The following is a 21,447-nucleotide window of genomic DNA, read 5'->3' as shown; positions in this document are numbered from 1 at the left end:
TTGTAGGGTGTGGAAGGAATCCCGCAAATGATAGGGATTAGTTAGTTTGATGTAAATAGTCATTCGAGCAATCTGTTTGTTAAGTCTTCGCCAACTCAAGGGATTAGCGCTATACTGCGATTCACATCCGGTTCGTTTCGTAATTATTCATGTCGTCTTTACCCATTGACTCACTGAAAAGTGATTTTCTCCACACCATTCAAAGTAATCATCTTGTCGTTGAAGCAGAAACCGGCTCAGGTAAATCTACTCGATTGCCTTTATGGGCTTCACAAAGTGGCCGAGTGCTGGTGGTCGAGCCTAGACGAATTGCATGTACTTCATTGGCAGAGTTCATTGCTTCTCAACTAGAAGAGCCTTTGGGTGAAAAAGTCGGTTACGCAATTAAACTAGAGAATCAATTTAGCGAAGATAGCGAAATCGTATTTGTCACTCCGGGAGTGGCTTTACGTTGGTTTTGTGAAAACAGGTTGAATGAATTTCAAGTCATCATGATCGATGAGTTTCATGAACGCCGCTGGGATACGGATCTATTGTTCGCAATGCTTAAAAAGCATGATCAACACCGTCTAATCGTCACGTCTGCAACGATGGAAAGTGAGAAGCTGGCGGATTATGTTGAAGGCAAGCGTCTCACAAGTGTTGGTAGAAACTACGCTGTTGATATCCAGCACCGAAGCTCTGACTCCCAACAACTACCTAATAGTTTCAAGCTAGAGCAAAGGATAAAAGCGGAAATTGAAGCCGCTGAAAGTGAAGGCGATATCTTGGTTTTTCTGCCCGGCAGGAAAGAGATCGCTCAATGTCAGTCGGCTTTAAAACATCTAGATGAGTATATAGTAGTGCCGCTTCATGCTTCGGTGTCTGATACACAAAAGCAACTTGCGTTGACACAGCAAACGCGTCGAAAAATTGTATTAGCGACCAATGTTGCGGAAACCTCACTCACCATTCCCAATATTACCCTAGTCATTGATAGTGGGCTGGAACGGCGCACCGTGCAAAGAAACAGTCGAACCACCTTGGTTCTGACTCATATTTCCAAAGCCAGTGCGAAGCAGCGTGCTGGTCGAGCGGGACGAGTTTCTGATGGTACTTGCATCCGTTTATACGGCCGATACGCAGCGCTAGAAGCCGTCACACCACCTCAGTTTCAGCGAGAAGAGTTAACAGAGCCCATGCTTGTCGCCGCTTCTTGTGGATATCAACTAGAACAGTTGGATTGGCTCGATCGAATACCGGAAAAGTCACTGATATCAGCTAGTCAGAAGTTAGTATTAATGGAAGCCATTGACGAACAGGGTTTGGCTACCGAACACGGTAAAAAGCTTTCTCAACTTCCCATCGATTCATTGCATGCTGATCTGGTGACACGAATAAAAACACGGGCAGTTAAAGAAGCAATGATTGACCTAACCGCTGCGCTCAGTGTTCCTGCCTCATTGTATAGTTTGTCGACAAATGAGGATGCACAAGATGAACTAAAACGAATCGAGCCACTTGGTTGCGACGGAACATTGTTGATTGATTTGGTACGCGGAAAAAAACTTCCGGGTGTAAATGTAGTGGGAGACGCAGTAAAAGAAGCCAGAGGGCTATCCAATCAGATGAGAGAACTTTTTGAGCTACCTCAGCTTAGCGTGGCTTCAGCGCTCAATAGAAGTTTGTTAGTTGAAACTATTGCGTCACTACACCCTGAACTGGTTTTTGTTCGCCGAGACAGGCGAAAAGATTGCCTTGCCAATGGTCAGTTAGAAATTAATTTGGGTAGACACTCGAGGTTTGCAGATAAGTCTGACGCTGCGATTATTCTAGACTTTCATAGTTTACCCGGTAGAGGAGTGAAGCAGACGCTCAATATTGCGTCGGTTACTATGCCTGTCTCGCTAGGCTTAATTGAGAAGTTAGAGTTAGGTGAATGGCGTCAAGGTGAAAGCATCGTTGAGGGAGATGTTGCACTCAGTCAATTGGAGTTGATTTATGCCGGCAGAGTAATAGCGAAAAAAAATGTGGAAGCTCAGGGAGAATATGCGCTAAAGCCTATGTTGAATGCTGTACTTTCAGGCGAGCGATTGCCTGGCCTTGCGGAGTCACTGACGACACAGATCGAACATTGGAAGCTCTACGTAGAACTAGGTTTCAGTGAAATAAAAGATCATGAAGATATTACGTTTGAAAAATGGTTCTTACAGCAATTGGTTGACCTAGAGCTAGAGTCAGTGGAAGACCTCACTCTGTTTACTAATGAAGATTTTCAGTTCGATGGAGTCCCATACTGGGAGTATCAAGATTTCGCGGAATCGTATCCTTTTAAGCTTGCTTTAGCTCAACTAAACCTGGATGTGGAATACCATACTCGTAAAAAGCTTGTCTATGTTGTTTATGAAAGTGGTTTGCGGAAAACCCCACCGAAGCGATGGGAGCTTCCAAAATGGCAAGGGTGGCGTGTTCAATACAAGAAAGCGAGTCGTATTTTAGATGTGAAATAACCTCGGGTTAAATGAGGTTCTTACTATCTCATTTCGTCACTATTCGCGTGACAACTCAGCTACTGATTCGATACAAATTGCATCATGACGCCAAAACTCAATATCACAGTGGACTGGAACGCCATCTTGGTTGTAGTTGACTCGTTCTACTAACATTGCAGGGCTTCCTGACGTTGCCCTTAGTGCTTGCGCGGTATCACCTAGCAGTGAACTGGTACCAATGCGGTATTTAACCTTTTCATAGAAAGTATCGTATTGAGCCTGAAAGATATTGGTCAATGACTCTGATAAATCGTGTTCTAACAATTTCGGAAATAATGCTTGGCGAATAAAACTTGTCGTAAATACGACGGGGCGGCCTTCTAGATAACGCATACGTTCTATTTGGTAGATGTTAGCAAATGGCTCCAGAAGCAGTAACTGGGAAGCTTGTGCGTTTGCGACCACGCTTTTTGCTTCGATTAGTTTGGTTTTAGGCACACGATTTTGTGCTTTCGCCATACCTTCAAAACTTAAAGTCTTGGATGGATCATAGCGAAGTGGAGAAGGAGAAATGAACCAGCCACGTCTATCTTCACGGAAAATTTCACCTTCTACTTCTAATAAAGACAAAGCTTCACGTAAGGTGACACGTGTCGTATTGAATGATTCAGCGAGCTTTCGTTCAGAAGGGAGTTTTTGGTGAGGGGAAAGCATCCCCGATTTTATCTGCCCAATGATAGCGTCTTTAATCTTTACGTACTGCACCCAATATCCTCTCTGAGTTGTCTAGATCAATTGTTCGAAATCTGAATTCCTTCCGTGGATAGGGGAATACTAGCGCAGAAGTGATGCTTAGTGCACTGAATGACAAACATATTGCGAAGTGAGTTGTTCTAAGAGTTGCAGGAAGAAATTATATGTTCAATCGTTCTGTTTATCAGTTGTGCCTTGTTACGACATGATTCTAAAATTGGCTTGTTTTGTGTCTTTCCTGTTAAATTCTTGCGCTTTATATGCCTTTATTAAGAATCGAAAGGTAATAAAATAATCTTTTTTTATAATCTATTGATATATAGATTTGGTTGGATAATAGTTGATTTAATTACTCAGCTATCTAATCGGAGGTAAGATGGATCTCCAAGAGTTAAATCATGTAGAGTTTGACTACACATCGTTTCTTGGTGCTTCATGCGATAAAGAATGGACCTTTTTAGAAGCAGTGAATGCCTGCGTTTCTACTGTGAGAGACAATAGTTGGGGCAACAACAAAGAAGTTGTTAATATTTCTCCACAAGAACGCTTATGGGGAGCAGCACTTAGAATCCTTTCAACTCGCCATAGTGATGAATCCAATTTAATTGCTCTTTGCGATATCGCTAAGTCTGAAAGTATTTCTGTGCTCAAGTTGATTATGCCTTATGCCTTGAGCCAAACTCAGCTCGATAATATCAAGACTAAGACTGGAGTTGAAATCAGTAAGTTAGCTTCAGGTGTGGAAGATGAATTTCTCATTCAGTTCAATTGATTTGAGTGTAATTGTTTAATTTACATAATACTTTTGTCATTTTGTAACCAAATTCAAATAGTGTTTTGTCGCTCTTTTGATACTCTATGCTTAATAAGGACGCTTTATTGAAAGTTAGAGGTATGCAATGGAGAATGCGCTCAAAAGGTGGAGCATCGCGGGAGCAACATTCGCGACATTACTCGCTTTATCCCCACAAGGTGTCGCGGCTGAAAGCCGCTCAACTTCCTCAATCAATTATAACTATTTGTATGCAGATGTGAGCTCTGGTTCCAGTAATGAAGATTTAGGAGTGAACAGTAATGTCACTGCTGTCGGCGTCGGTGGTAGCATGCAGTACAAAGACAATTGGTTGTTGGTGACAGATTATGCTGCGCGCTTTATTCACCCCAACGGCTTTACAACAGAATACTATTCCCTTCGTCCCGGTGTGGGCTATAAATACAGCTTGACCAACAAACTTGATGTTTCTTCTCGTGTTAGATATGGAGCTCTGTGGTCCTCTACGACCAATGAAACCACTAACACGACAGTCACCAACGGCACCTCTTCCATCTACGGCATTGATCTTATGCTGACCTATTTAGCCATGGAAAACCTAGAGATTAGCGTAAGCGGCGAAATGAGTCGTAGTAGCCCTATCGATGAAGATATTTTTATGCTGAGAGGCGATTACTATGTTAACGAGAACATTGCCATTGGTGGATTCTACACTTATCGGGATGCCCAAACGAGCCATACTAGTGAAGGAGGAGTATCTGTAAGGTATGCCTACTAAATTGGAAGGGTTGACACTTGTTTCTCCCAATCTTGAGTATAAGAATGGCTTCCTTTCGTTCTATCGAGACTTTGTTGAACATGATCCAGCGAATGCAGACTATTATTCTGCAGCAAACCGAGATTTCATCGGTTACGTACAAGGTTTGTTAGACGAATCGCAATCAATGAACCTCAAGCCAAATTATGTACCTTGTAACCACTTCTGGCTTATTGATAGCTCTGGCATTGTTTATGGCGCCATACGGGTGAGACATAACTTGGATTCGATGTTTTTGCAAAATGAAGGCGGCCATATTGGCTACGACATACGGCCTAGCTCGAGAAAACGTGGCTTTGGTACTTACATGCTTAAATTAGGATTGTTTGAAGCAAGGAATCTAGGCATAGACCAAGTCATGATCACCGCTGATGAAGACAATAATGCGTCGCGCAAAGTAATAGAGAACAACGGCGGGCAATTCGAAAAAAACGTAAAATGTCTTGAAGAAGATCAGGTAGTTGCGCGATATTGGATATCTCTGTAATTGTTGGAGACATTTCTTGAGAGAATACGAAGCTTACCTATTTGATATGGATGGGACACTGGTTAATTCAGAGCCTCTCAAAGGCAAGGCATTAGCGCTTGCTTGTAAGCAGTATGATGCTTCAGTCGATTATCAAATTTATAAAGATGTAATGGGGCAGGAGTGGTCGCAAGTCACAAACCACTTTTTCCAATCTGCCAATATTTCCCCAAATAGAGAAGAGTTTAATACCCATTTCCGCGAGTATTATCAGGAGTTACTCCAGAGCCACCTCGTGTTAAATCAAGGTGCTCGAAAGTATATTGAATCACTAAAGAAAGCGGGTAAAAAATGTGCGGTAGTGAGTTCAGCCGCCAAATGGATGATTGAAAGTATCTTAACGCAATTGGAGATCACCAGCCTATTTGATGCCGTTGTTGGCAAAGAAGATGTCAGCGCACATAAGCCTAACCCCGAAGCGTACAACTTGGCGGTATCAAAGCTAAATGTTACACCTTTTCAATCTGTGATATTTGAAGACTCGACGGTGGGTGTGAAAGCTGGTGTAGCCAGTGGAAACGATGTAATTGCAATCCGGCATGAATTTAACCAAAACCACGATTTAAGCTCTGCACTGCTTATCATCGATGACTTTAGCCAACTTTAAGCAAACATGAATTGAATTAGAAAGGCCGCAGAAAAAATTACTGCGGCCTTTCTATTATGTAGGAAATAGTCGTTAAACCAATTCGGCTAACATCTCTTCAGAATACTCAGTGAGCGCTTGGCCTGATTTGATTTTTTCTACGTAGTCCGGGTTGGCAATCAAAGGCCTACCGATCGCGAGTAAATCAAATTGGTTGTTTGATATCGCTTCATTTCCGCTTTCTGCGCTATATCCACCCACACCAATCAACGTTTTGTTGGAACTGTTGCGTAGGTAGTGGGAAATACTGCCTCCTAAATAATCAAATTCCATGCTGTCATCGAAAATACCGCCATGTAAATACGCTAGTTCGCGTTTTTCCAATTCTTTTAGCAAATAGTCGAAAACATCTCTGTCACGCGTGTCAGTATCAATGTGGACATAAGCACCCGGAGATAGGCGTAGAGCTGTTCGATCACCGCCAATACGATTAGTTACGGCATCAACGACTTGCAACGGGAAGCGAGCCATATTTTGCGGAGTGACTCCGTATTCGTCTTCACGAATGTTACTGCTATAGTGAAGAAATTGATCAATTAAGTATCCGTTGGCACCATGAATTTCAACACCGTCAAAGCCAGCATCAATGGCATTGGCTGCCGCTTGTGTATAGTCAACAATAAGCTGGTCAATTTCCGGCTTAGACAGAGCCTTTGGAACAGCATAAGAAAGTTCGCGCATACGAGGCACAGTGCCTTCGTGGGCTATCGCCGATGGTGCAACGGTTTCACCACCAAAGAAGTGAGTGTGTGCAATTCGGCCTGTGTGCCATAACTGAGCGAAAATTTTGCCACCATTTTTGTGGACTGCGTCAGTAACAACGCGCCAGCCATCAATTTGAGCGGGTGTAAATAATCCCGGTGTATTTGGATAGCCTTGTCCATCAGGGCGAATAATTACAGCTTCAGAAATTATCAGTCCTGTCTCTGCTCGACGAGCATAGTAGTCAGCCATTTGCTGAGTAGGAACTAGGTTTTCGTCAGCCATGCAGCGGGTTAGGGGAGCCATGACAATTCTGTTTTTTAGCTTAATGGTGTCATTGAGAGCGAAGGGTTGAAACAGGTTATCCATGATAATTTCCAAATCGTTATTTTGAATGATTGTTCAAGAAAGTAAATCAATTTGAATGATCATTCAAGTATTATTTTTGAATGAATGTTCAAAATCTATTAGACTTTAGCAAAACGCTTAGGAGTAAATGTTATGCGGAATGCGGAATTTGATCGCGAGCAAGTGCTGCGATCTGCAATGGAAGCGTTTATTGCAAAAGGCTACAGCAAAACTAGTATGCAGGATTTAAAAAAAGCAACGGGACTGCATCCGGGCTCGATTTATTGTGCGTTTGACAACAAACGTGGGCTATTGTTGGCAGCTCTTGAGCAATATCGAAATGAGCGCCGAGATGAGTTTAACAGTTTGTTTGACGATGCTGGGTCAGTGCTAAAGGGTGTCGAAGCATACTTAGAGCATGTAGTAGAAGAGTGTGAAAGCGAAAACATTAAGGACTGCTTACTGCAAAAAGCTTTAAGCGAACTATCGCAACAAGATGAAGAAATTGAAAAAGTTATCGGAAATATGCTCAAAGACTGGCAGCGTGCTTTTGAAGATAAATTTCACCGTGCTCAACAAGTTGGTGAGATCAGTGGGTCAAAAGTCCCAGCTGAACTGGCACAGTTTTTTGTCATGAATATCTATGGGTTAAGGACGTTTTCTCATACAAACCCAGAGCCAGGCACGTTAAGAAATCTGAGCAAAATAATAATGGATTACATCAAGAATTAAATACTTTCTTCTTCACACTCAGTTTCTCCCCTAGAGCTCAGCTCTAGGGAAGAGGTTGCATCGTTAATTCAACACTTCAGAATGCTTTTTGGCTTGAATGAGTTCGTTAGCTCCATAAGCAATAATACTTGCAATAGTGCAGTACGCGACAATCTGAACCACAGTCGTCATCGTTCCGTCATACATGTCGCTACTTATATCAATTATGATAGCAACCAAAGCAAGCCTAATTGATGTCACTAATGAAGCGCTTACCCCTGTTTGGTTAGGAACAGCTTCCATTGAGCGAGTAAAGAAAATACCGATACAAATACCTGCGCCAAAGGAGTAAACCACCATAACAGCTGTAACAATCAATGGATCTTGTTGCCAACTTACAGGCATCGCCCACATAAATAGCGCAGAAGCGATCAATACAATGTAGCCAAGATTTCTCATCTTGTTGAGACCAAACCAATCAATGAGTCGACCGCTGTTTACGCTTGCGATGACAAACGCAATGAGCAAGCTGAATTGATAAAATGGAAAATGAGCTTTGTGTACACCAAGCTTATCTACAAATATCAAAGACATATTCGATACAAACACCATATATCCAGCAAAAATCATTGTCGTTACAATAGTGTTGGCCCAAAACTCACTGCTTTTAAGCACAGTCAGATAATTTCCACCAATTGCTTTGACTCGAAATGGCTTTCGTTTTTCCATTGCCAATGACTCTGGTAGCTTAGAGAAACAAATTGCGCCAGTCACTAAGCTCAAAGCGGCAATAAAGAGAAAGTTGTAGTGGTAACCCAATTGATAGTTGATCCAGCCACCTATCATTGGAGCAAACGCAATGATGCTCACCACTAAACTGTTCAAATCACCCACAAGTTTGGCGGCTTTCTCGGCTTTATACATATCGAATACCACAGCAGCACCGATAATCATGCAAGCAGCACTACCAAAGCCTTGAATAAAGCGCCAAAAGATTAGCGTCTCAATTGTGTTAGCAAAAACGCAGCCGAAACTGGCTACTACAAATAGAAAGTAGCCAATGTTGAGCACTTTTTTGCGACCAAATGAATCTGATGCAGGGCCGTAGATCAGCGAAGCTAAGCAGACACCCAAAAAGTTAAAACTTAGCACTCTCTGAATCATTAGCTCATTTGTAGCGTACGCATGCATCATGTCAGGAAAAGCAGGCAAGTAAATATCTGTTTCCATCGCAGCGGCTAGAAAAATTAATAATATTAAGAAGCGGATAGTACGCTCACTGTATTGAGGTTGCGACATTTGAAACCCTCATAAAACAAGTTCCCTAATCAACGATTTTCAAATCGGCAAATACTGAGGGAAGCTTTGTTCACATGAACAAATTTAGATAGCAATGAAATCCAACTGCAATAAGTTTAGAGTAAAGAGTCACCATGAATGACTAAAGTGCTAAACGGAAACGAGTTGGTGTTGAGGTCAGATTACTGAGTCCAGCTCCAAAAATGCTTAAAGACACGGCAGCATTCCCATAGTTTTACCTGACATGTAAAGCTATGTGCGGCTCTTGTTGAGCCATGAGATGAAGAGAGGATTGATTTCATCGTTGGCCATTTTACAAAAATTTGATGATGTTACAAGACATTCTATGCAAATGATCAATTAATTCCGTACATAAATGCAACATTCATTTTGTACAAATATGTTTACGTATATTCAACTAGTTGGGGAGGGGGAGTTACCCATTTTTTTAAATGCATGCACATGCATAAAAAAGGGCGTCACGTAGGTTATCTAGTTGCTTTTTCTAAATAAATATTATTGTTTGATTTTATAGAGTTAGCGTTTACTGCTGGATTTGTGGTGCAATAGAGAAAAATTGTCAATTTTTTATTGTCATTTTCTGGATTAAAGTCTCGTGAAATGATAAAAGATGCCGTTTGTCTGATAGCTTTAGATCAGCAATTGTCACTACTCATCTAAAGCAACCTAAAAAAATAACTAAATTTACGTTACCCGAGCAAATGGTGGTACTGGCTGACTCTTCTCTTATAGCCAGAGTATTTGAACAAACTACGGAACACAGCATGTTACTTAGAAACTTAAAAGCAAGGCATCTAAACATGATTGCCCTTGGCGGCTCGATAGGGACAGGAATATTCCTAGCGAGCGGTTACGCAATCTCAGTCGCTGGGCCTGGAGGCGCAATTGCGGCTTACAGTCTTATCGCGATTATGGTTTATTTCTTAATCACCAGCTTGGGTGAAATGGCGACTCATAAACCGACAACTGGCTCTTTTTGTGAATACTCTACCGAATATGTAAATTCGTCGTTTGGCTTTGCGATGGGTTACAACTATTGGTTTAACTGGGCGATTACTATTGCTGCAGAAATATCTGCTGCTACGATTATCGTCAAATTTTGGTTCCCAGAAGCATCCCCACTTTTAGTATCAGGTCTTTTCTTTATATTGATTCTTGCTGTGAACCTATTTTCGGTCAAAGTGTTCGGTGAAACGGAATACATCATGTCTTTCTTGAAAGTTGCGGTAATTATTATCTTTATCGTACTTGGAACATGCCTAGTATTTACGCAACCACATTTTGGTGCGAGCAACTTCACGATATCTGATGGACCGTTCCATCATGGTTTTGCTGGGTTTATTAGTGTTTTCCTTGTCGCGGGCTTTTCGTTCCAAGGGTGTGAGCTCATTGGTATTAGTGCTGGCGAAACAAAAGATCCAGAGAAAAACATTCCAAAAGCAGTGAAAAGTGTTTTCTGGCGTTTGCTGCTATTTTATATCCTATCAACTTTGCTAATTAGCCTATTGGTTCCTTTCAACGATCCAAGTTTGGCTCATGGTAATAGTGTTGAATCTAGCCCATTTACGTTAGTGTTTAAGCACTATTTCGATATGGGTATAGCGACTAACATGCTGAACTTTATTGTTCTGATCGCGGTAATTTCAGCTGCGAACGCAAGTATGTATTCATCGACTCGTACGCTTTGGTATATGGGTGAAACTGGTCAAGCACCAAAGATCTTCAGTAAAACAACTTCGTTTGGATTGCCAATCTATGCACTAATGGCAACAGCAGTTGTGGGCTCTGCAGTTTTCTTGTCTTCGTTTACTGGTAATGGTGAGCTATTTACCATTCTGCTAAATATTTCAGCGCTATGTGGATTTATTGCTTGGTTTGGTATTGCCCTAAGCCATTACTGCTTCCGTAAGAAAGTACTAAAAGGTGATACGTCTCAGCTGAAATACACAGCGAAGATGTTCCCGTATGCTCCTGTCATTTCGATGATATTTATTGCTCTGATCATTGCAGGTCAAGCTTTCGAAATGAAACTAACAGCATTTAACGTGTTAACAAACTACGGTGCACTTATTGTGTTCGTTGCAATCATGCTAGCGCACAAGTTATTTAGTCCGAAACCTCAGCTTAAGGCCCAACTTGAAAATCAGTAGTTAGCTTTTTAAAAAGTTAAGGAGATGCCCGGCTATATAAGCCGGGCATTTTTTTGTATGGAGAAACCCCTGTTGGCCGTGCTGTGGTTCCGTGTAAGTAACTAGCACTAGTGGCTATACCGATGGAGTGTGTTTGCATTGAGTTTAATACAGCAGTCACTGAGCGACGATAGCGCTTATAGATATACCTATATCCACTTACTAGTGATTAAGTTTATATTCCACACCTTTTCACCATTCTCTCGTATTAATTACCCTTGGTTAATCTTTGGTTGAATTTTACATGCACTTTAAAAAGGAAATGTAACTAAAAGGAAATTTATCAGCTAAATAAACTGTCTGGTTTTATAAAGTCTAATGCATATAAGTATGTAAAAAATAAAAACACTATCAACAAAAAGTAATGAAATAGGGCTCATTAAAAGATATGCAACAGCAGCCTTTCTGTGTGACATTTATGTTTTATTTTTGTTAATTGATAAAAATATTTAGTTTAATTGTTCAAATTATTATTGAGTAAAAACTCTTCATGCCAATATTGAAAACGTCTTTTAAAACAAGATGATATCTAGGCACAATTGTCTAAACTTTGGAATTAATGTTAAATAATTTTGCAACATGAAATAATGAAATGTTAGATTGCGTGATTGTGATCACATGATCTATTGTAAATTCGTTGTTAATATTTACCTCGAAACGTTTCACACTTGTCACAAAGTTTTAACGAATCACACATAGTAGAGGTTTAAAAATGTTATCTAATATAGTGCTTAAGTTAAAGAACACTATGGACGGATATAAAAACACATCGGATGAGTTTATCAAAGATCAACGCGGCGTTACGGCAATTGAATATGCCATTATCGGCGTCGCAGTTTCAGCAATCGTACTAGCGGTATTTAATGGTGACCTAGGCACTGCTCTTCAAGGAGCAATGGGTACCATCACCTCAAATATTACTGCTGCAGATGGCGGCGTAATAACTAATTAATAGATGAGTATTTTCGTAGTGAAATGGTGGTTATTACTTGCCATCATTTCCCTTTGGATTTGCTATCGAGATATAACCCAAAGAACTATTACTAATAAATCATGTATTGCAGTGTTATTTGTAACTACATTGATATTGGTTGAACAAGGTAATTACGAGTCTATTAAATACTCACTGGTAATTTTTTTAGTAGGGGTATTTTTATTCCTTATAAAAATTATTGCAGCAGGTGATGTTAAATTAATTAGTGCTTTTTCATTAGCAATTGTACCAAAGTATTTATTATTAACTATTGTCATAATTTTACTTTTGGGCGGGATATTGGCCATTGGTCAAGTGATATGGATTAAGTCAAGAGGAAAAAGTATTAAAACAAATACTGGTGTTCCTTACGGAGTACCAATTTGTATAGGCTGTTTATTCGGTATTGCTGCGTCAATATAGGAACTGCTTGTGAAAACGAAAGTCATTATACTGCTTGCAGTCATATTTATTCTGATCGGATTATATGGCCTGTCTGTCAGCTTATCTAAGCCATCAGGTAACACTGTTCAAAAAGTGGCTAAGCCGAAGATTTTGGTTTGGCGATTAAAAGAAGATGTAGAGCCCGGTAAAATTATTAATCATCGTATGCTAGCTGTAGAAAGGCTATCTGAAGCTGAAGCAAATCAATTGGGCTTCACTAAAGATGTTAACCTAGATTGGCAGCAAGGTGCGGTGTTTAGAAATAAGCTAATCAAGGGAAGTTACCTTTCAAAACATGATCTTATCCAGCCGAATCAAAGTGGTTACGTAGAGTATGTAATCAGCGAAAACCGTATTCCATATCCAATCAAAGTGGATCAAGATTCGGTGTTAGGTGGCGTAATAAATCACGGTACTTTAATCGATGTGCTTGCCATGGTTGGTGCAAATAAGAGCATGCCAAGTGACTTGCGTAACCGATCGGTGAAAAGGCCTATCTATATAAAACCAGTCATTACAGGCGTAAAAGTTCTACAAATAAGATCTCCTAAAGCTGACTCTCAGACTAAGCCAATTTTCGAGAAATCCAGCAAAGAAAAAGTAACTCTTATTTTAGAGCTGACAAGAAAAGAAGCTGTTACGTTGACAGTAGCAGAAAATATAGCGGACATAGAAGTCCATAAATCGATAGGAAAATATGATACGTCAGATCTTCAAGCGGACTCTGGCGATATTCTACAAGGATTTAAATCAGTAACGGAATATCGTGCAACTGAAACGCTAATTAGGTAGGAGCTCTGAAATGAATCGTAACCTATATAAAGTTTATTTAACCCTGATATTGTCGATGTTTTCATTATCGACGATGGCAGCAGGTGTAATGAATATGTCGGAAGGTGCTGCAAGGACCTTATCGACTGAGAGTGATATTTCAACAGTATTTGTATCAAACCCTAAAGTTGCTGACTATCAAGTTATCAGCAAGAACAAAGTGGTTGTTTATGCGAGAGAGGCGGGGCATAGCTCAGTTATCGTATTTGACAAAGATGGCAAAACACTGGCAAGCCGAAAAGTTGTTGTAAACAAAAGCTTAAGCAGGATTCAGCAATATATTGCGGTGAATTTTCCTGACACAAACGTAGACGTGTTTAATGTCGGTGAGCAAGTCGTGCTAAGCGGTACCGTCTCCAATGAGCAACAAAAAGACGAAATCAATGACATTGTTGGTCAGTTACTTGCGAAAAAATACGAGAAAGGTGTTTTTGAAGTTGATGTTGGCGACAAAGATATCGAAATGAAGTATATGGAGCGTAGGTTCTATAAACACATTGTAAATAACATCCAAGTTGCTGTAACAAAGCAAGTTAACGTTAAATTATCTATTGCAGAAGTGACACAAACTTTTCTAAAGGAAATTGGTGTTGAGTACGGTACTGACACTGCCGGTGTGTTTGTTAACCCAATCAATGACTTTAGAGCTTCAAACATTTTAACTGTCATTAACGCGGTAGATGATGATTCAATCGGTCAAATTCTTGCAGAGCCTAACTTATCGGTTATCTCAGGTGAAAGCGCTAGTTTCTTGGTAGGTGGTGAAATACCGGTCGTTACAACGGTCGATGATGGCACAAACGTTATCTACAAAGACTACGGTATCCAATTGGAATTAATGGCTAAAGTCGAAAGAGACGATAAGATTACTTTGTCAATGATTCCTTCAGTGAGTTCTATCGACCAAGTCTACAGCAATGATAACTACAACTTACCATCATTAAAAACTCGTCGCGCACGTACAACTGTTCAATTAGGTGATGGGCAGAGCTTTGTTCTAGGCGGACTGTTGAGTACAGAAGATATCGAAAGTTTAACTAAGCTACCGTTTATCGGAGATATCCCAATCTTAGGTGCTTTGTTTAGAAACTCTGCAACTAACCGTAAGAAAACAGAGTTGGTCATCGTTGCTACTGTGAATTTGGTTAAACCAGTTCATCCATCTCAAGTTCAACTACCAATGATGAGAAGAACTACGACTTTAGACCGCTTCTTTGGGTTCACTGATGACAATAAATACCCTAAAGCAAGTGAGAAATGGTCGAAAGAGTTGTTAGCAACTGGAGGGTTTAAAAAATGATTAATTGGAAAGTTTTATTGATTGCACCTCTTGTTGCACTTGCAGGTTGTACTGAGAAAGTAAGCGAACGTGAAGGGTCATCTGTAGATATTTACCCTGTAACATATTCAATTGCGTTGGATAAGCCTGCCAAATCTAGCAAAAGCAAAATGCTTAACGAGTTTATTGCTGAGCATGAGACTCAATTACTTCATTACGGTGCAGAAATCCAATGGTTCACTAAATCTGGTAAAAGTTGGGCGAATACCGTTCGTAAGACTTTGCTACTCAAAGGTGTTCCAACCAATTTGATTGAAGTAACTAAAGGGGCGAGGGCAGACGATCGTTTTGATCTTATGTTGTTAACCACAACCTACAAGAGCCAAGTTCCATTTTGTGATTATGCGGATGTGTATGACTCATCTAAAGAAAAGGTCATCGATGGTTGCTACCCAGAGAGTAACCGATGGATTTCTATGGTAAATCCACAAAAAATGCTGACGAATTTACCTGATACAAATGTATCCGAAACAAAAGCTAAGGCTGTAGTAGAGGAGTAACCTCCGAATGTTTGATTTAGTTGGTAATAAAGATCAAAAGCCGACTAAGGATGGTCAGCCACTAAAGGGAGATAGACAGGCGACGGCACTATTTTATCAAACCGATAAATGCAAAATCTTTGTGGAAGAAGCATTTAGGTTTGAAGGTGTTGAGCTGTCTAATGCCCTAGAAGCTACCGACGAAAATATTGGTCGCTTCATACGTGAAAGCCGTTGCGAAATCGTTCTGATAGAGCTGACAGAAAGTGATGACGTCACTAAAGATATGAAACGTATCGCCAATCTGCTACCTAACGGATTGTCGGTTATCGTGATTGGTAGTGAAGATACAATACATACGGTACGCAACCTAAAAGAGATGGGTTTTTATTACCTGTTCTGGCCATGCAGCAAGCATGAAGTGATCGATTTTGTAAACACCGTAGTGAGCGAAACGCATAACGACAGCTTAAGCCGCGTTAGATTTGCAAAGCGTGTAGCAGTGCTAGGGGTGAAAGGCGGTGTGGGTACTTCCTTAATAACTGCCGAATTAGGCAAAGAGCTTTCAGAGAAGTACAACAGCTCATGTCTTATTGTTGACCGCAATTTTGTCGGCGGAAATATCGATATCATGCTTGGTTTAAAGCAGTTTAAAAAGCGTGAAGTTAAATCAAGCGAAGTGACGGCGAGCTTTGATGAAAGCTACACCATGAGCATGACGCAACCAGTCAACAATTTATTGTCACTGTTGGCTATAGAGTCTGATGACTTGTCAGATGCTGAGCTTAAAGAGTATACCGAGATTCAGTTAGCGACATTAGCAACTAAGAATAACTTTATCTTGGGGGACTACTCTGGCTCAGCGTCGATTAAGCAAGACATCAAACATATTGCCAAAAATTCCGACATTATCTTGCTCGTGATTGAACGAAGTGTATCGGGATTGCGTGAAGCAAAACGCATCATGCAGCTTCTTGAAGACTATAACGCGAATGGCCGTTGTTTATACATCGTTAACAATACACGCCCACAGCGTGTAGCTAATGTCACTATGCAAGAAGTTGATAGACACCTGAAACAGAAAGTTGACGTTGTTTGTCCGTTTGAGCCGAGTTTAAGCCTAGAGGTCTTAAAAGGGAAAGGTATCTACAATACGGATCTTAAAATCAGCGAAAGTATTAACCAAATCACCGCTTTGCTATTAGGCGAGTCCAGGGAACCAGCGAAGAAGAACTTATTGAACCGACTGTTTGCCCGGGGGTAGGCCATGCTTAACCATAAGTCGATCTTTGTTAAGATTCGTGAACAGATTTTTGATGCTCTAGAACCAGATGCGGTTAACTCGTTGACAAAAGAGCAGCTTAGCGCGCAATTGTCTGATGCGATAGACATGTTGGTTGCTCGTGAAGGCTGGTCAGTCGGCACTATGGTTCGTTCTGAGTATGTCAAAAGTCTTGTCGATGAATTGCAAGGATTGGGTCCTCTTCAGCTTTTGATGGATGACGACACAATCAGCGACATTATGGTGAATGGTCCAGATAAAGTTTTCATCGAGCGTAACGGAATAGTTATGGATACTGACGTTACTTTCATCGATGAAAAACAGCTTCTCAACATCGCAAAACGAATTGCATCACGCGTTGGGCGTCGCGTAGATGAATCGTCGCCAACTTGTGATGCGCGTATGGAAGATGGTAGCCGTGTCAATGTTGTGATTCCCCCAGTTGCCGTAGATGGCACGTCTATTTCAATTCGTAAATTCAGAAAAGATAGTATTTCTTTAAATGAGTTAGCCGAGCGAGGAACGATGACTCCGGAAATCGCTAAGGTACTTAAGCTAGCTGCGCAATGCCGTCTCAATATTCTTATTTCTGGTGGTACCGGTTCAGGTAAAACCACAATGCTAAATGCACTTTCTCAATACATTTCAGAGCGTGAGCGAGTAGTGACTATTGAGGATGCGGCTGAGCTAAAGCTGAAGCAGCCGCATGTGGTGCGCCTTGAAACCAAAACAACAGGTACAGAAGGTAGTGGAGCAATTACCCAGCGTGATTTGATGGTCAATGCTCTGCGTATGAGACCGGACCGAATTGTAGTCGGTGAGTGTCGTGCTGGAGAAGCGTTTGAAATGCTTCAGGCAATGAATACTGGTCACAACGGTTCAATGTCTACGCTGCATGCTAACTCTGCGAAAGATGCACTTGCCCGTGTTGAGGCAATGGTCATGATGGCATCTGTAAACCTACCACTTGATGCTATTCGTAGAACGATTACAAGTGCGATTGACATCGTTATTCAAGTTAGTCGTCTGTATGACGGAAGTCGTAAAATTGTCTCCATTTCCGAAGTAGTAGGGATGGAAGGCAACAATATTGTCATGGAGGACATATTTAAATTTCACCCTTATGCGGATCACGAAGGCGGTAAAGTCAATGGACACTATACCTCTTCAGGTCTTATGCAGCGTTCAGCTCTTGTAGAAAATTCGCGCTATTTTGGGTTGGAGCAAGAGTTAATTGAAGCGTTTAAGATCAAGGAGGCAATATGAGTTCTTGGCTTTGGATTGTATTTATTGTTGTAGGTTTAGTGCTGTGCGTCTTAATGACACGTCGCCAACAACACACGGATTATTTAGAAGAAGAGTTGGGTGGTGCTAATTCATTGGGAAACGGTGCAAACCAAGCCGTTAACTTAAAATCCTTCACCAAAGAAACCACTACGGACAAACTTAAAACGTTTTTCAGAAATACTCGTAGCCAAATTGGTTCGTATGCACCATTGAAGATCTTAGCGTTTATGATCGTCGTTGCCATGATAGGTCTATACGTCAATCACAACTTTATACGTGGTAATCAATTTGTGGTTGTTGGTTTAACCGAAGTTTTAGGTATTGTCCTTGGTATCAGATGGCTTCGCAATAGAGAGAGAAAGCACTTCGAAGATACCTTTCCGGATGCTTTGAACGTGTTAGCAAGCGCGATGAGTACTGGTGAAAGTATCAACCAGTCAATTAAGTTTGTTGGTGACTCACTAGAAGGTGCAGTGGGCAATGAGTTTAAGCTCATGGCAGAACGCATCCAACTTGGTGAGGCGCCAGAAAGTGCGTTTAAGAAATCTCGCAACCGTTTCCCTTATCCGACTTTCCACTTTTTCGTGATTACCCTAATTGCAAACATCAACCGTGGTGGTCAATTGAAAGAAATCATTACTCGATTGAATCGTATTATGTACAACAATCGTGCTATGGAAAAAAGAAAAAAATCAATGACTTCAGAAGTTCGAGTGTCAGCTAAGATTGTTGCAGCTATACCTTTTATTTTCCTTTTCATGCTTCAATACCTTAGCCCTGAAAACTACGAATTCGTCATGTTTAACGAAGCCGGTAGACCCATTCTCTATTACGTATTAGCAAGTGAATCGTTTGGGTTATTTTTGGTTTGGTGGTTAATGAATGGGGTGGACAAATGATGAGTGGTCAAAATTTACTTTTCCTCGCCATGGCGGCCGTCTTTCTTGGCGTAGTTTTGGTGGCATGGATTGTTTATGTACTAGCGACACGTAGACAAGTACTGAACCGTTATTCATTAAGCGATGGTACGGCTTCAACTTTTTACGATCAGGTCGAACAGTTTTTGCCAAGCTCGGTTTCAACAAATGTAGATAAGATTGAAGAGAAATTCTACGCAGCCGGTTTTTACGACTTCAAATATGCTCATTTGTATATGCCCTTAAAGTACATCATGGCTCTTGTTGGTATTGGAGCTGTGGTGTGGTATGGCACCGATAAGTGGTCAACTATGACTCTTGTTGCTGCTGGAGCTGGCTGGTTGATTGTTTGTATTTCATTGCCTGATATGTGGCTAGACGGCCGGGCGAAGCAGCTTCGCGCCAAAATTTCTAACCAATTGCCTTATCTATTAGATCTACTCGCAATGTGTATTCAGACAGGTATGACGGTTGAATCTGCAATGTCATATGTAGGTAGAGAATTGCATGAATTCGACTATGACTTAGCTCACGTATTAAAACGTACAAATGAACGTGCTCGTATAGTGGGTTTAGAACAAGCACTCGATGAGTTGTACGAAAGAATACCCACAAATGAAGTGCGAAGTTTTGTGATGACATTTAAGCAGAGCATCAAATACGGTAGTTCTGTTTATGAAGTATTAACCACGTTGGCTGCAGATATACGCGAGCTGAAAATGCTTGAGTTGGAAGAGAGGGTTGGTAAGTTATCGGCGAAGATTTCCGTTCCTCTTATTTTGTTCATTATGGTTCCAATCATTATTTTGATTGCTGCTCCAGGTGTTATGAGGATGCTTCAAGGTGTTTAAACATTATTTCGCAGGTTTATTCCTGATCACAATACTGAGTGGCTGTGCAACGACGAGTCAGTCTTCATATAACAATGAATCGACTCGCGAGTTAGTGATGAAAAACAGTGGAAATTTCCAAGACCTAATCACTCACTACAAAGAGCAGCTTAAGCAAAATGATACGCGTGATACTCGTGAAAAACTGGCTACAGCATATCTTGATTACGGTGACCCTGAGTCGGCGCTGTTTACTATTAGTCAGCTAAATCAAGGCTCTCCACAAGTTAGTTCATTGTTAATTCAAGCATACGCTGAGTTTGAGTTAGGCGATTTACCAAGCTCAAAAGATTCTGCTGAGCAAGCTTATGCACTGGATAAGCAGAACGCTGAAATCGAAAACTTGTTAGGTGTTATTTATGCTGCCAACGGTGATTTAGGCCAAGCAAGAGACTTCTTTAATTTAGCGCGGGCTCATTTTTACAGTGATATCAAAATCAAGAACAACTTAGCGGTTCTAGACATCATTGAGCAAGATTATTCAAGTGCAATAGAGCGATTGCTTCCTATCTATACCAATGATGAAGCAGACGATCAGGTTGTCGCGAACCTTACGTTGGCGATGGCTAAGTCTGACAACCTTGAGTTGATGAAGCAGGTTCTAAAACCAAAATTCACAGACAAAGAGATCCAGCAGCGCTATCTATCGCTAAGAAAGTTGAAAACCACACAACCTGAGAACCAACTTGAAACGTCAGTAACAGCCAATCAAGCCCTGTTTGAGGGGGCGCGATGAGGTGGAGTAAGAAGAAAAATCAAGGCGTTGCAGCCATTGAGTTTGTTGGTGGATTTGTGGCGTTTTGGTTGATGTGTATGCTTTGGGTTGAAATGAGCTACATGTCTTACATATCAGCCATCAATGACTTTGTCATTACCGAAGCGGCGCGAGAAGTAAAAACAGAGCAAGCCGGATACTTAGTCGCTTTTCGTCAAGAAATTGAAGATCACTCTGGCCTTTGGGGGTCGATTATTGACCCTGCAAACTTTCGTTTATCGATCAACTATGTGCAAAGTATCGCCGATCTCGAAGGCCTAGTTAACCCATGTGAAGTACCTGATGGACAAAATGTGGCTGAATGTGGAAATGAAGATAATAGTGCGATTGCAGTGTACAACATCAGCTATGATTTCAGCCCTATTTTCACTTTCTTCATGGATACAGAGACTATTTTAAGCCGTGAAGTGATTGTTATACAGGAGTATGAACGTGACCAATTCGACTTCTAAGCAAAAAGGGAATTTCACTATTGAGTTTGCCGTTGTTGGCGTAGCGTTAGCATTGTTACTGGTATTTAGCATGGATGTCATTGTTAAGCTTGCTTACAAAGGCAAACTAGACCGATTGTCATATTCATTGGTCAATGTAGCGAAAGAACGTACTCAATTGTATGGCGAGGACTTTCAGATGACAGAGCCTGATGCAACGGCTTTGTTCAATATCGCGAGTAACTCACTCCGCAGAACGGCAGGAAGCTTTGAATTAGATGGCTTAGGGATGGTTGTAGAAGGCTTAACGTTTTCAGGGGTTGGAGTACCTAACAACGCTAGTGTTTTTGAGTTAGGTAACTACGACTGCCGCTTGCCGCAAAATATAGGTGATCTTCAAGACTTATCGGTCGTGACGAGTTGGGGGCGCCAAGCAAGGTTGTATCGAGTAACTATCTGTTACGAGACAGAAAACTTGTTTGGTCGTGTATTAGGAGGAGAGTTTACCAGGGTTAGGTCATCATCTGTAATAGTAGGTAGGTGA

At 41.1% G+C, this 21,447-nt stretch carries 22 protein-coding genes; 19 read left to right on the top strand and 3 right to left on the bottom strand.

Translation table 11 applies throughout. The features are described from left to right. Positions 1 to 149: 149 nt before the first annotated feature. Positions 150 to 2,489 (top strand): helicase-related protein, encoded by a 2,340-nt coding sequence (locus L7A31_RS13625; RefSeq protein ID WP_237362330.1) that lies wholly within the window; start codon positions 150 to 152, stop codon positions 2,487 to 2,489. A gap of 39 nt (positions 2,490 to 2,528) precedes the next feature. On the opposite strand, the gene phnR is transcribed toward L7A31_RS13625, so the two are convergent. Then, complete coding sequence (gene phnR / locus L7A31_RS13620; protein ID WP_237362329.1) at positions 2,529 to 3,236, bottom strand: phosphonate utilization transcriptional regulator PhnR; 708 nt, start codon at positions 3,234 to 3,236, stop codon at positions 2,529 to 2,531. Between the two features lie 364 nt (positions 3,237 to 3,600). On the opposite strand from phnR, the gene L7A31_RS13615 reads away from it, so the two are divergent. The 4 genes from L7A31_RS13615 to L7A31_RS13600 all read left to right on the top strand — a co-directional run bounded on the left by L7A31_RS13615 (position 3,601) and on the right by L7A31_RS13600 (position 5,946). Then, a complete protein-coding gene (locus L7A31_RS13615; protein ID WP_237362328.1) occupies positions 3,601 to 3,996 on the top strand; it encodes a transporter in 396 nt (131 codons plus the stop codon). 127 nt (positions 3,997 to 4,123) lie between these two features. After that, on the top strand, positions 4,124 to 4,774 hold the full coding sequence (locus L7A31_RS13610) for a porin family protein (protein WP_237362327.1): 651 nt from the start codon (positions 4,124 to 4,126) through the stop codon (positions 4,772 to 4,774). Continuing rightward, positions 4,764 to 5,300: a GNAT family N-acetyltransferase gene (locus L7A31_RS13605; protein WP_354003819.1), complete on the top strand. Its 537-nt coding sequence runs from the start codon at positions 4,764 to 4,766 to the stop codon at positions 5,298 to 5,300. The genes L7A31_RS13610 and L7A31_RS13605 overlap by 11 nt, the downstream gene beginning before the upstream one ends. Before the next feature lie 16 nt (positions 5,301 to 5,316). After that, on the top strand, positions 5,317 to 5,946 hold the full coding sequence (locus L7A31_RS13600) for an HAD family hydrolase (RefSeq protein ID WP_237362326.1): 630 nt from the start codon (positions 5,317 to 5,319) through the stop codon (positions 5,944 to 5,946). Positions 5,947 to 6,018: 72 nt separating this feature from the next. On the opposite strand, the gene L7A31_RS13595 is transcribed toward L7A31_RS13600, so the two are convergent. Then, positions 6,019 to 7,059 (bottom strand): alkene reductase, encoded by a 1,041-nt coding sequence (locus L7A31_RS13595; RefSeq protein ID WP_237363570.1) that lies wholly within the window; start codon positions 7,057 to 7,059, stop codon positions 6,019 to 6,021. 129 nt (positions 7,060 to 7,188) lie between these two features. Between L7A31_RS13595 and L7A31_RS13590 the strand changes: the two genes are divergently transcribed. Further along, positions 7,189 to 7,767: a TetR/AcrR family transcriptional regulator gene (locus tag L7A31_RS13590; RefSeq protein ID WP_237362325.1), complete on the top strand. Its 579-nt coding sequence runs from the start codon at positions 7,189 to 7,191 to the stop codon at positions 7,765 to 7,767. Positions 7,768 to 7,830: 63 nt separating this feature from the next. Here L7A31_RS13590 and L7A31_RS13585 read toward each other — a convergent pair whose 3' ends face one another. Then, positions 7,831 to 9,045: a multidrug effflux MFS transporter gene (locus tag L7A31_RS13585; protein WP_237362324.1), complete on the bottom strand. Its 1,215-nt coding sequence runs from the start codon at positions 9,043 to 9,045 to the stop codon at positions 7,831 to 7,833. Positions 9,046 to 9,683: 638 nt separating this feature from the next. Here L7A31_RS13585 and L7A31_RS13580 point away from each other — a divergent pair. From L7A31_RS13580 to tadF, 13 genes are all read left to right on the top strand, one after another. After that, positions 9,684 to 11,216: an amino acid permease gene (locus L7A31_RS13580; protein ID WP_237362323.1), complete on the top strand. Its 1,533-nt coding sequence runs from the start codon at positions 9,684 to 9,686 to the stop codon at positions 11,214 to 11,216. Between the two features lie 751 nt (positions 11,217 to 11,967). Beyond that, positions 11,968 to 12,207, top strand: coding sequence for a Flp family type IVb pilin (locus L7A31_RS13575; RefSeq protein ID WP_237362322.1), 240 nt, complete (start codon positions 11,968 to 11,970; stop codon positions 12,205 to 12,207). 18 nt (positions 12,208 to 12,225) lie between these two features. After that, on the top strand, positions 12,226 to 12,651 hold the full coding sequence (locus L7A31_RS13570) for an A24 family peptidase (RefSeq protein ID WP_237362321.1): 426 nt from the start codon (positions 12,226 to 12,228) through the stop codon (positions 12,649 to 12,651). 9 nt (positions 12,652 to 12,660) lie between these two features. Continuing rightward, complete coding sequence (gene cpaB, locus L7A31_RS13565) at positions 12,661 to 13,464, top strand: Flp pilus assembly protein CpaB (protein WP_237362320.1); 804 nt, start codon at positions 12,661 to 12,663, stop codon at positions 13,462 to 13,464. Between the two features lie 10 nt (positions 13,465 to 13,474). Next, complete coding sequence (locus L7A31_RS13560) at positions 13,475 to 14,803, top strand: type II and III secretion system protein family protein (protein ID WP_237362319.1); 1,329 nt, start codon at positions 13,475 to 13,477, stop codon at positions 14,801 to 14,803. Continuing rightward, positions 14,800 to 15,342 (top strand): hypothetical protein, encoded by a 543-nt coding sequence (locus tag L7A31_RS13555; RefSeq protein WP_237362318.1) that lies wholly within the window; start codon positions 14,800 to 14,802, stop codon positions 15,340 to 15,342. The genes L7A31_RS13560 and L7A31_RS13555 overlap by 4 nt, the downstream gene beginning before the upstream one ends. Before the next feature lie 7 nt (positions 15,343 to 15,349). Then, positions 15,350 to 16,585: a CpaE/TadZ family protein gene (locus L7A31_RS13550; protein ID WP_237362317.1), complete on the top strand. Its 1,236-nt coding sequence runs from the start codon at positions 15,350 to 15,352 to the stop codon at positions 16,583 to 16,585. Positions 16,586 to 16,588: 3 nt separating this feature from the next. Further along, entirely contained in the window at positions 16,589 to 17,869 is a 1,281-nt protein-coding gene (locus L7A31_RS13545; protein WP_237362316.1) for a TadA family conjugal transfer-associated ATPase, read from the top strand. Beyond that, a complete protein-coding gene (locus L7A31_RS13540) occupies positions 17,866 to 18,789 on the top strand; it encodes a type II secretion system F family protein (RefSeq protein WP_237362315.1) in 924 nt (307 codons plus the stop codon). Before L7A31_RS13545 ends, L7A31_RS13540 begins: the two co-directional genes overlap by 4 nt. After that, complete coding sequence (locus L7A31_RS13535; RefSeq protein WP_237363569.1) at positions 18,789 to 19,658, top strand: type II secretion system F family protein; 870 nt, start codon at positions 18,789 to 18,791, stop codon at positions 19,656 to 19,658. Before L7A31_RS13540 ends, L7A31_RS13535 begins: the two co-directional genes overlap by 1 nt. After that, a complete protein-coding gene (locus L7A31_RS13530) occupies positions 19,651 to 20,433 on the top strand; it encodes a tetratricopeptide repeat protein (RefSeq protein WP_237362314.1) in 783 nt (260 codons plus the stop codon). The genes L7A31_RS13535 and L7A31_RS13530 overlap by 8 nt, the downstream gene beginning before the upstream one ends. Further along, positions 20,430 to 20,924: a TadE/TadG family type IV pilus assembly protein gene (locus tag L7A31_RS13525; protein ID WP_237362313.1), complete on the top strand. Its 495-nt coding sequence runs from the start codon at positions 20,430 to 20,432 to the stop codon at positions 20,922 to 20,924. The genes L7A31_RS13530 and L7A31_RS13525 overlap by 4 nt, the downstream gene beginning before the upstream one ends. After that, entirely contained in the window at positions 20,899 to 21,447 is a 549-nt protein-coding gene (gene tadF / locus L7A31_RS13520) for a tight adherence pilus pseudopilin TadF (protein ID WP_237362312.1), read from the top strand. The genes L7A31_RS13525 and tadF overlap by 26 nt, the downstream gene beginning before the upstream one ends.

Source organism: Vibrio marisflavi CECT 7928 (genome assembly GCF_921294215.1).
GTDB lineage: Bacteria > Pseudomonadota > Gammaproteobacteria > Enterobacterales > Vibrionaceae > Vibrio > Vibrio marisflavi.
This window is presented reverse-complemented; position numbering and strand designations above follow the sequence as displayed.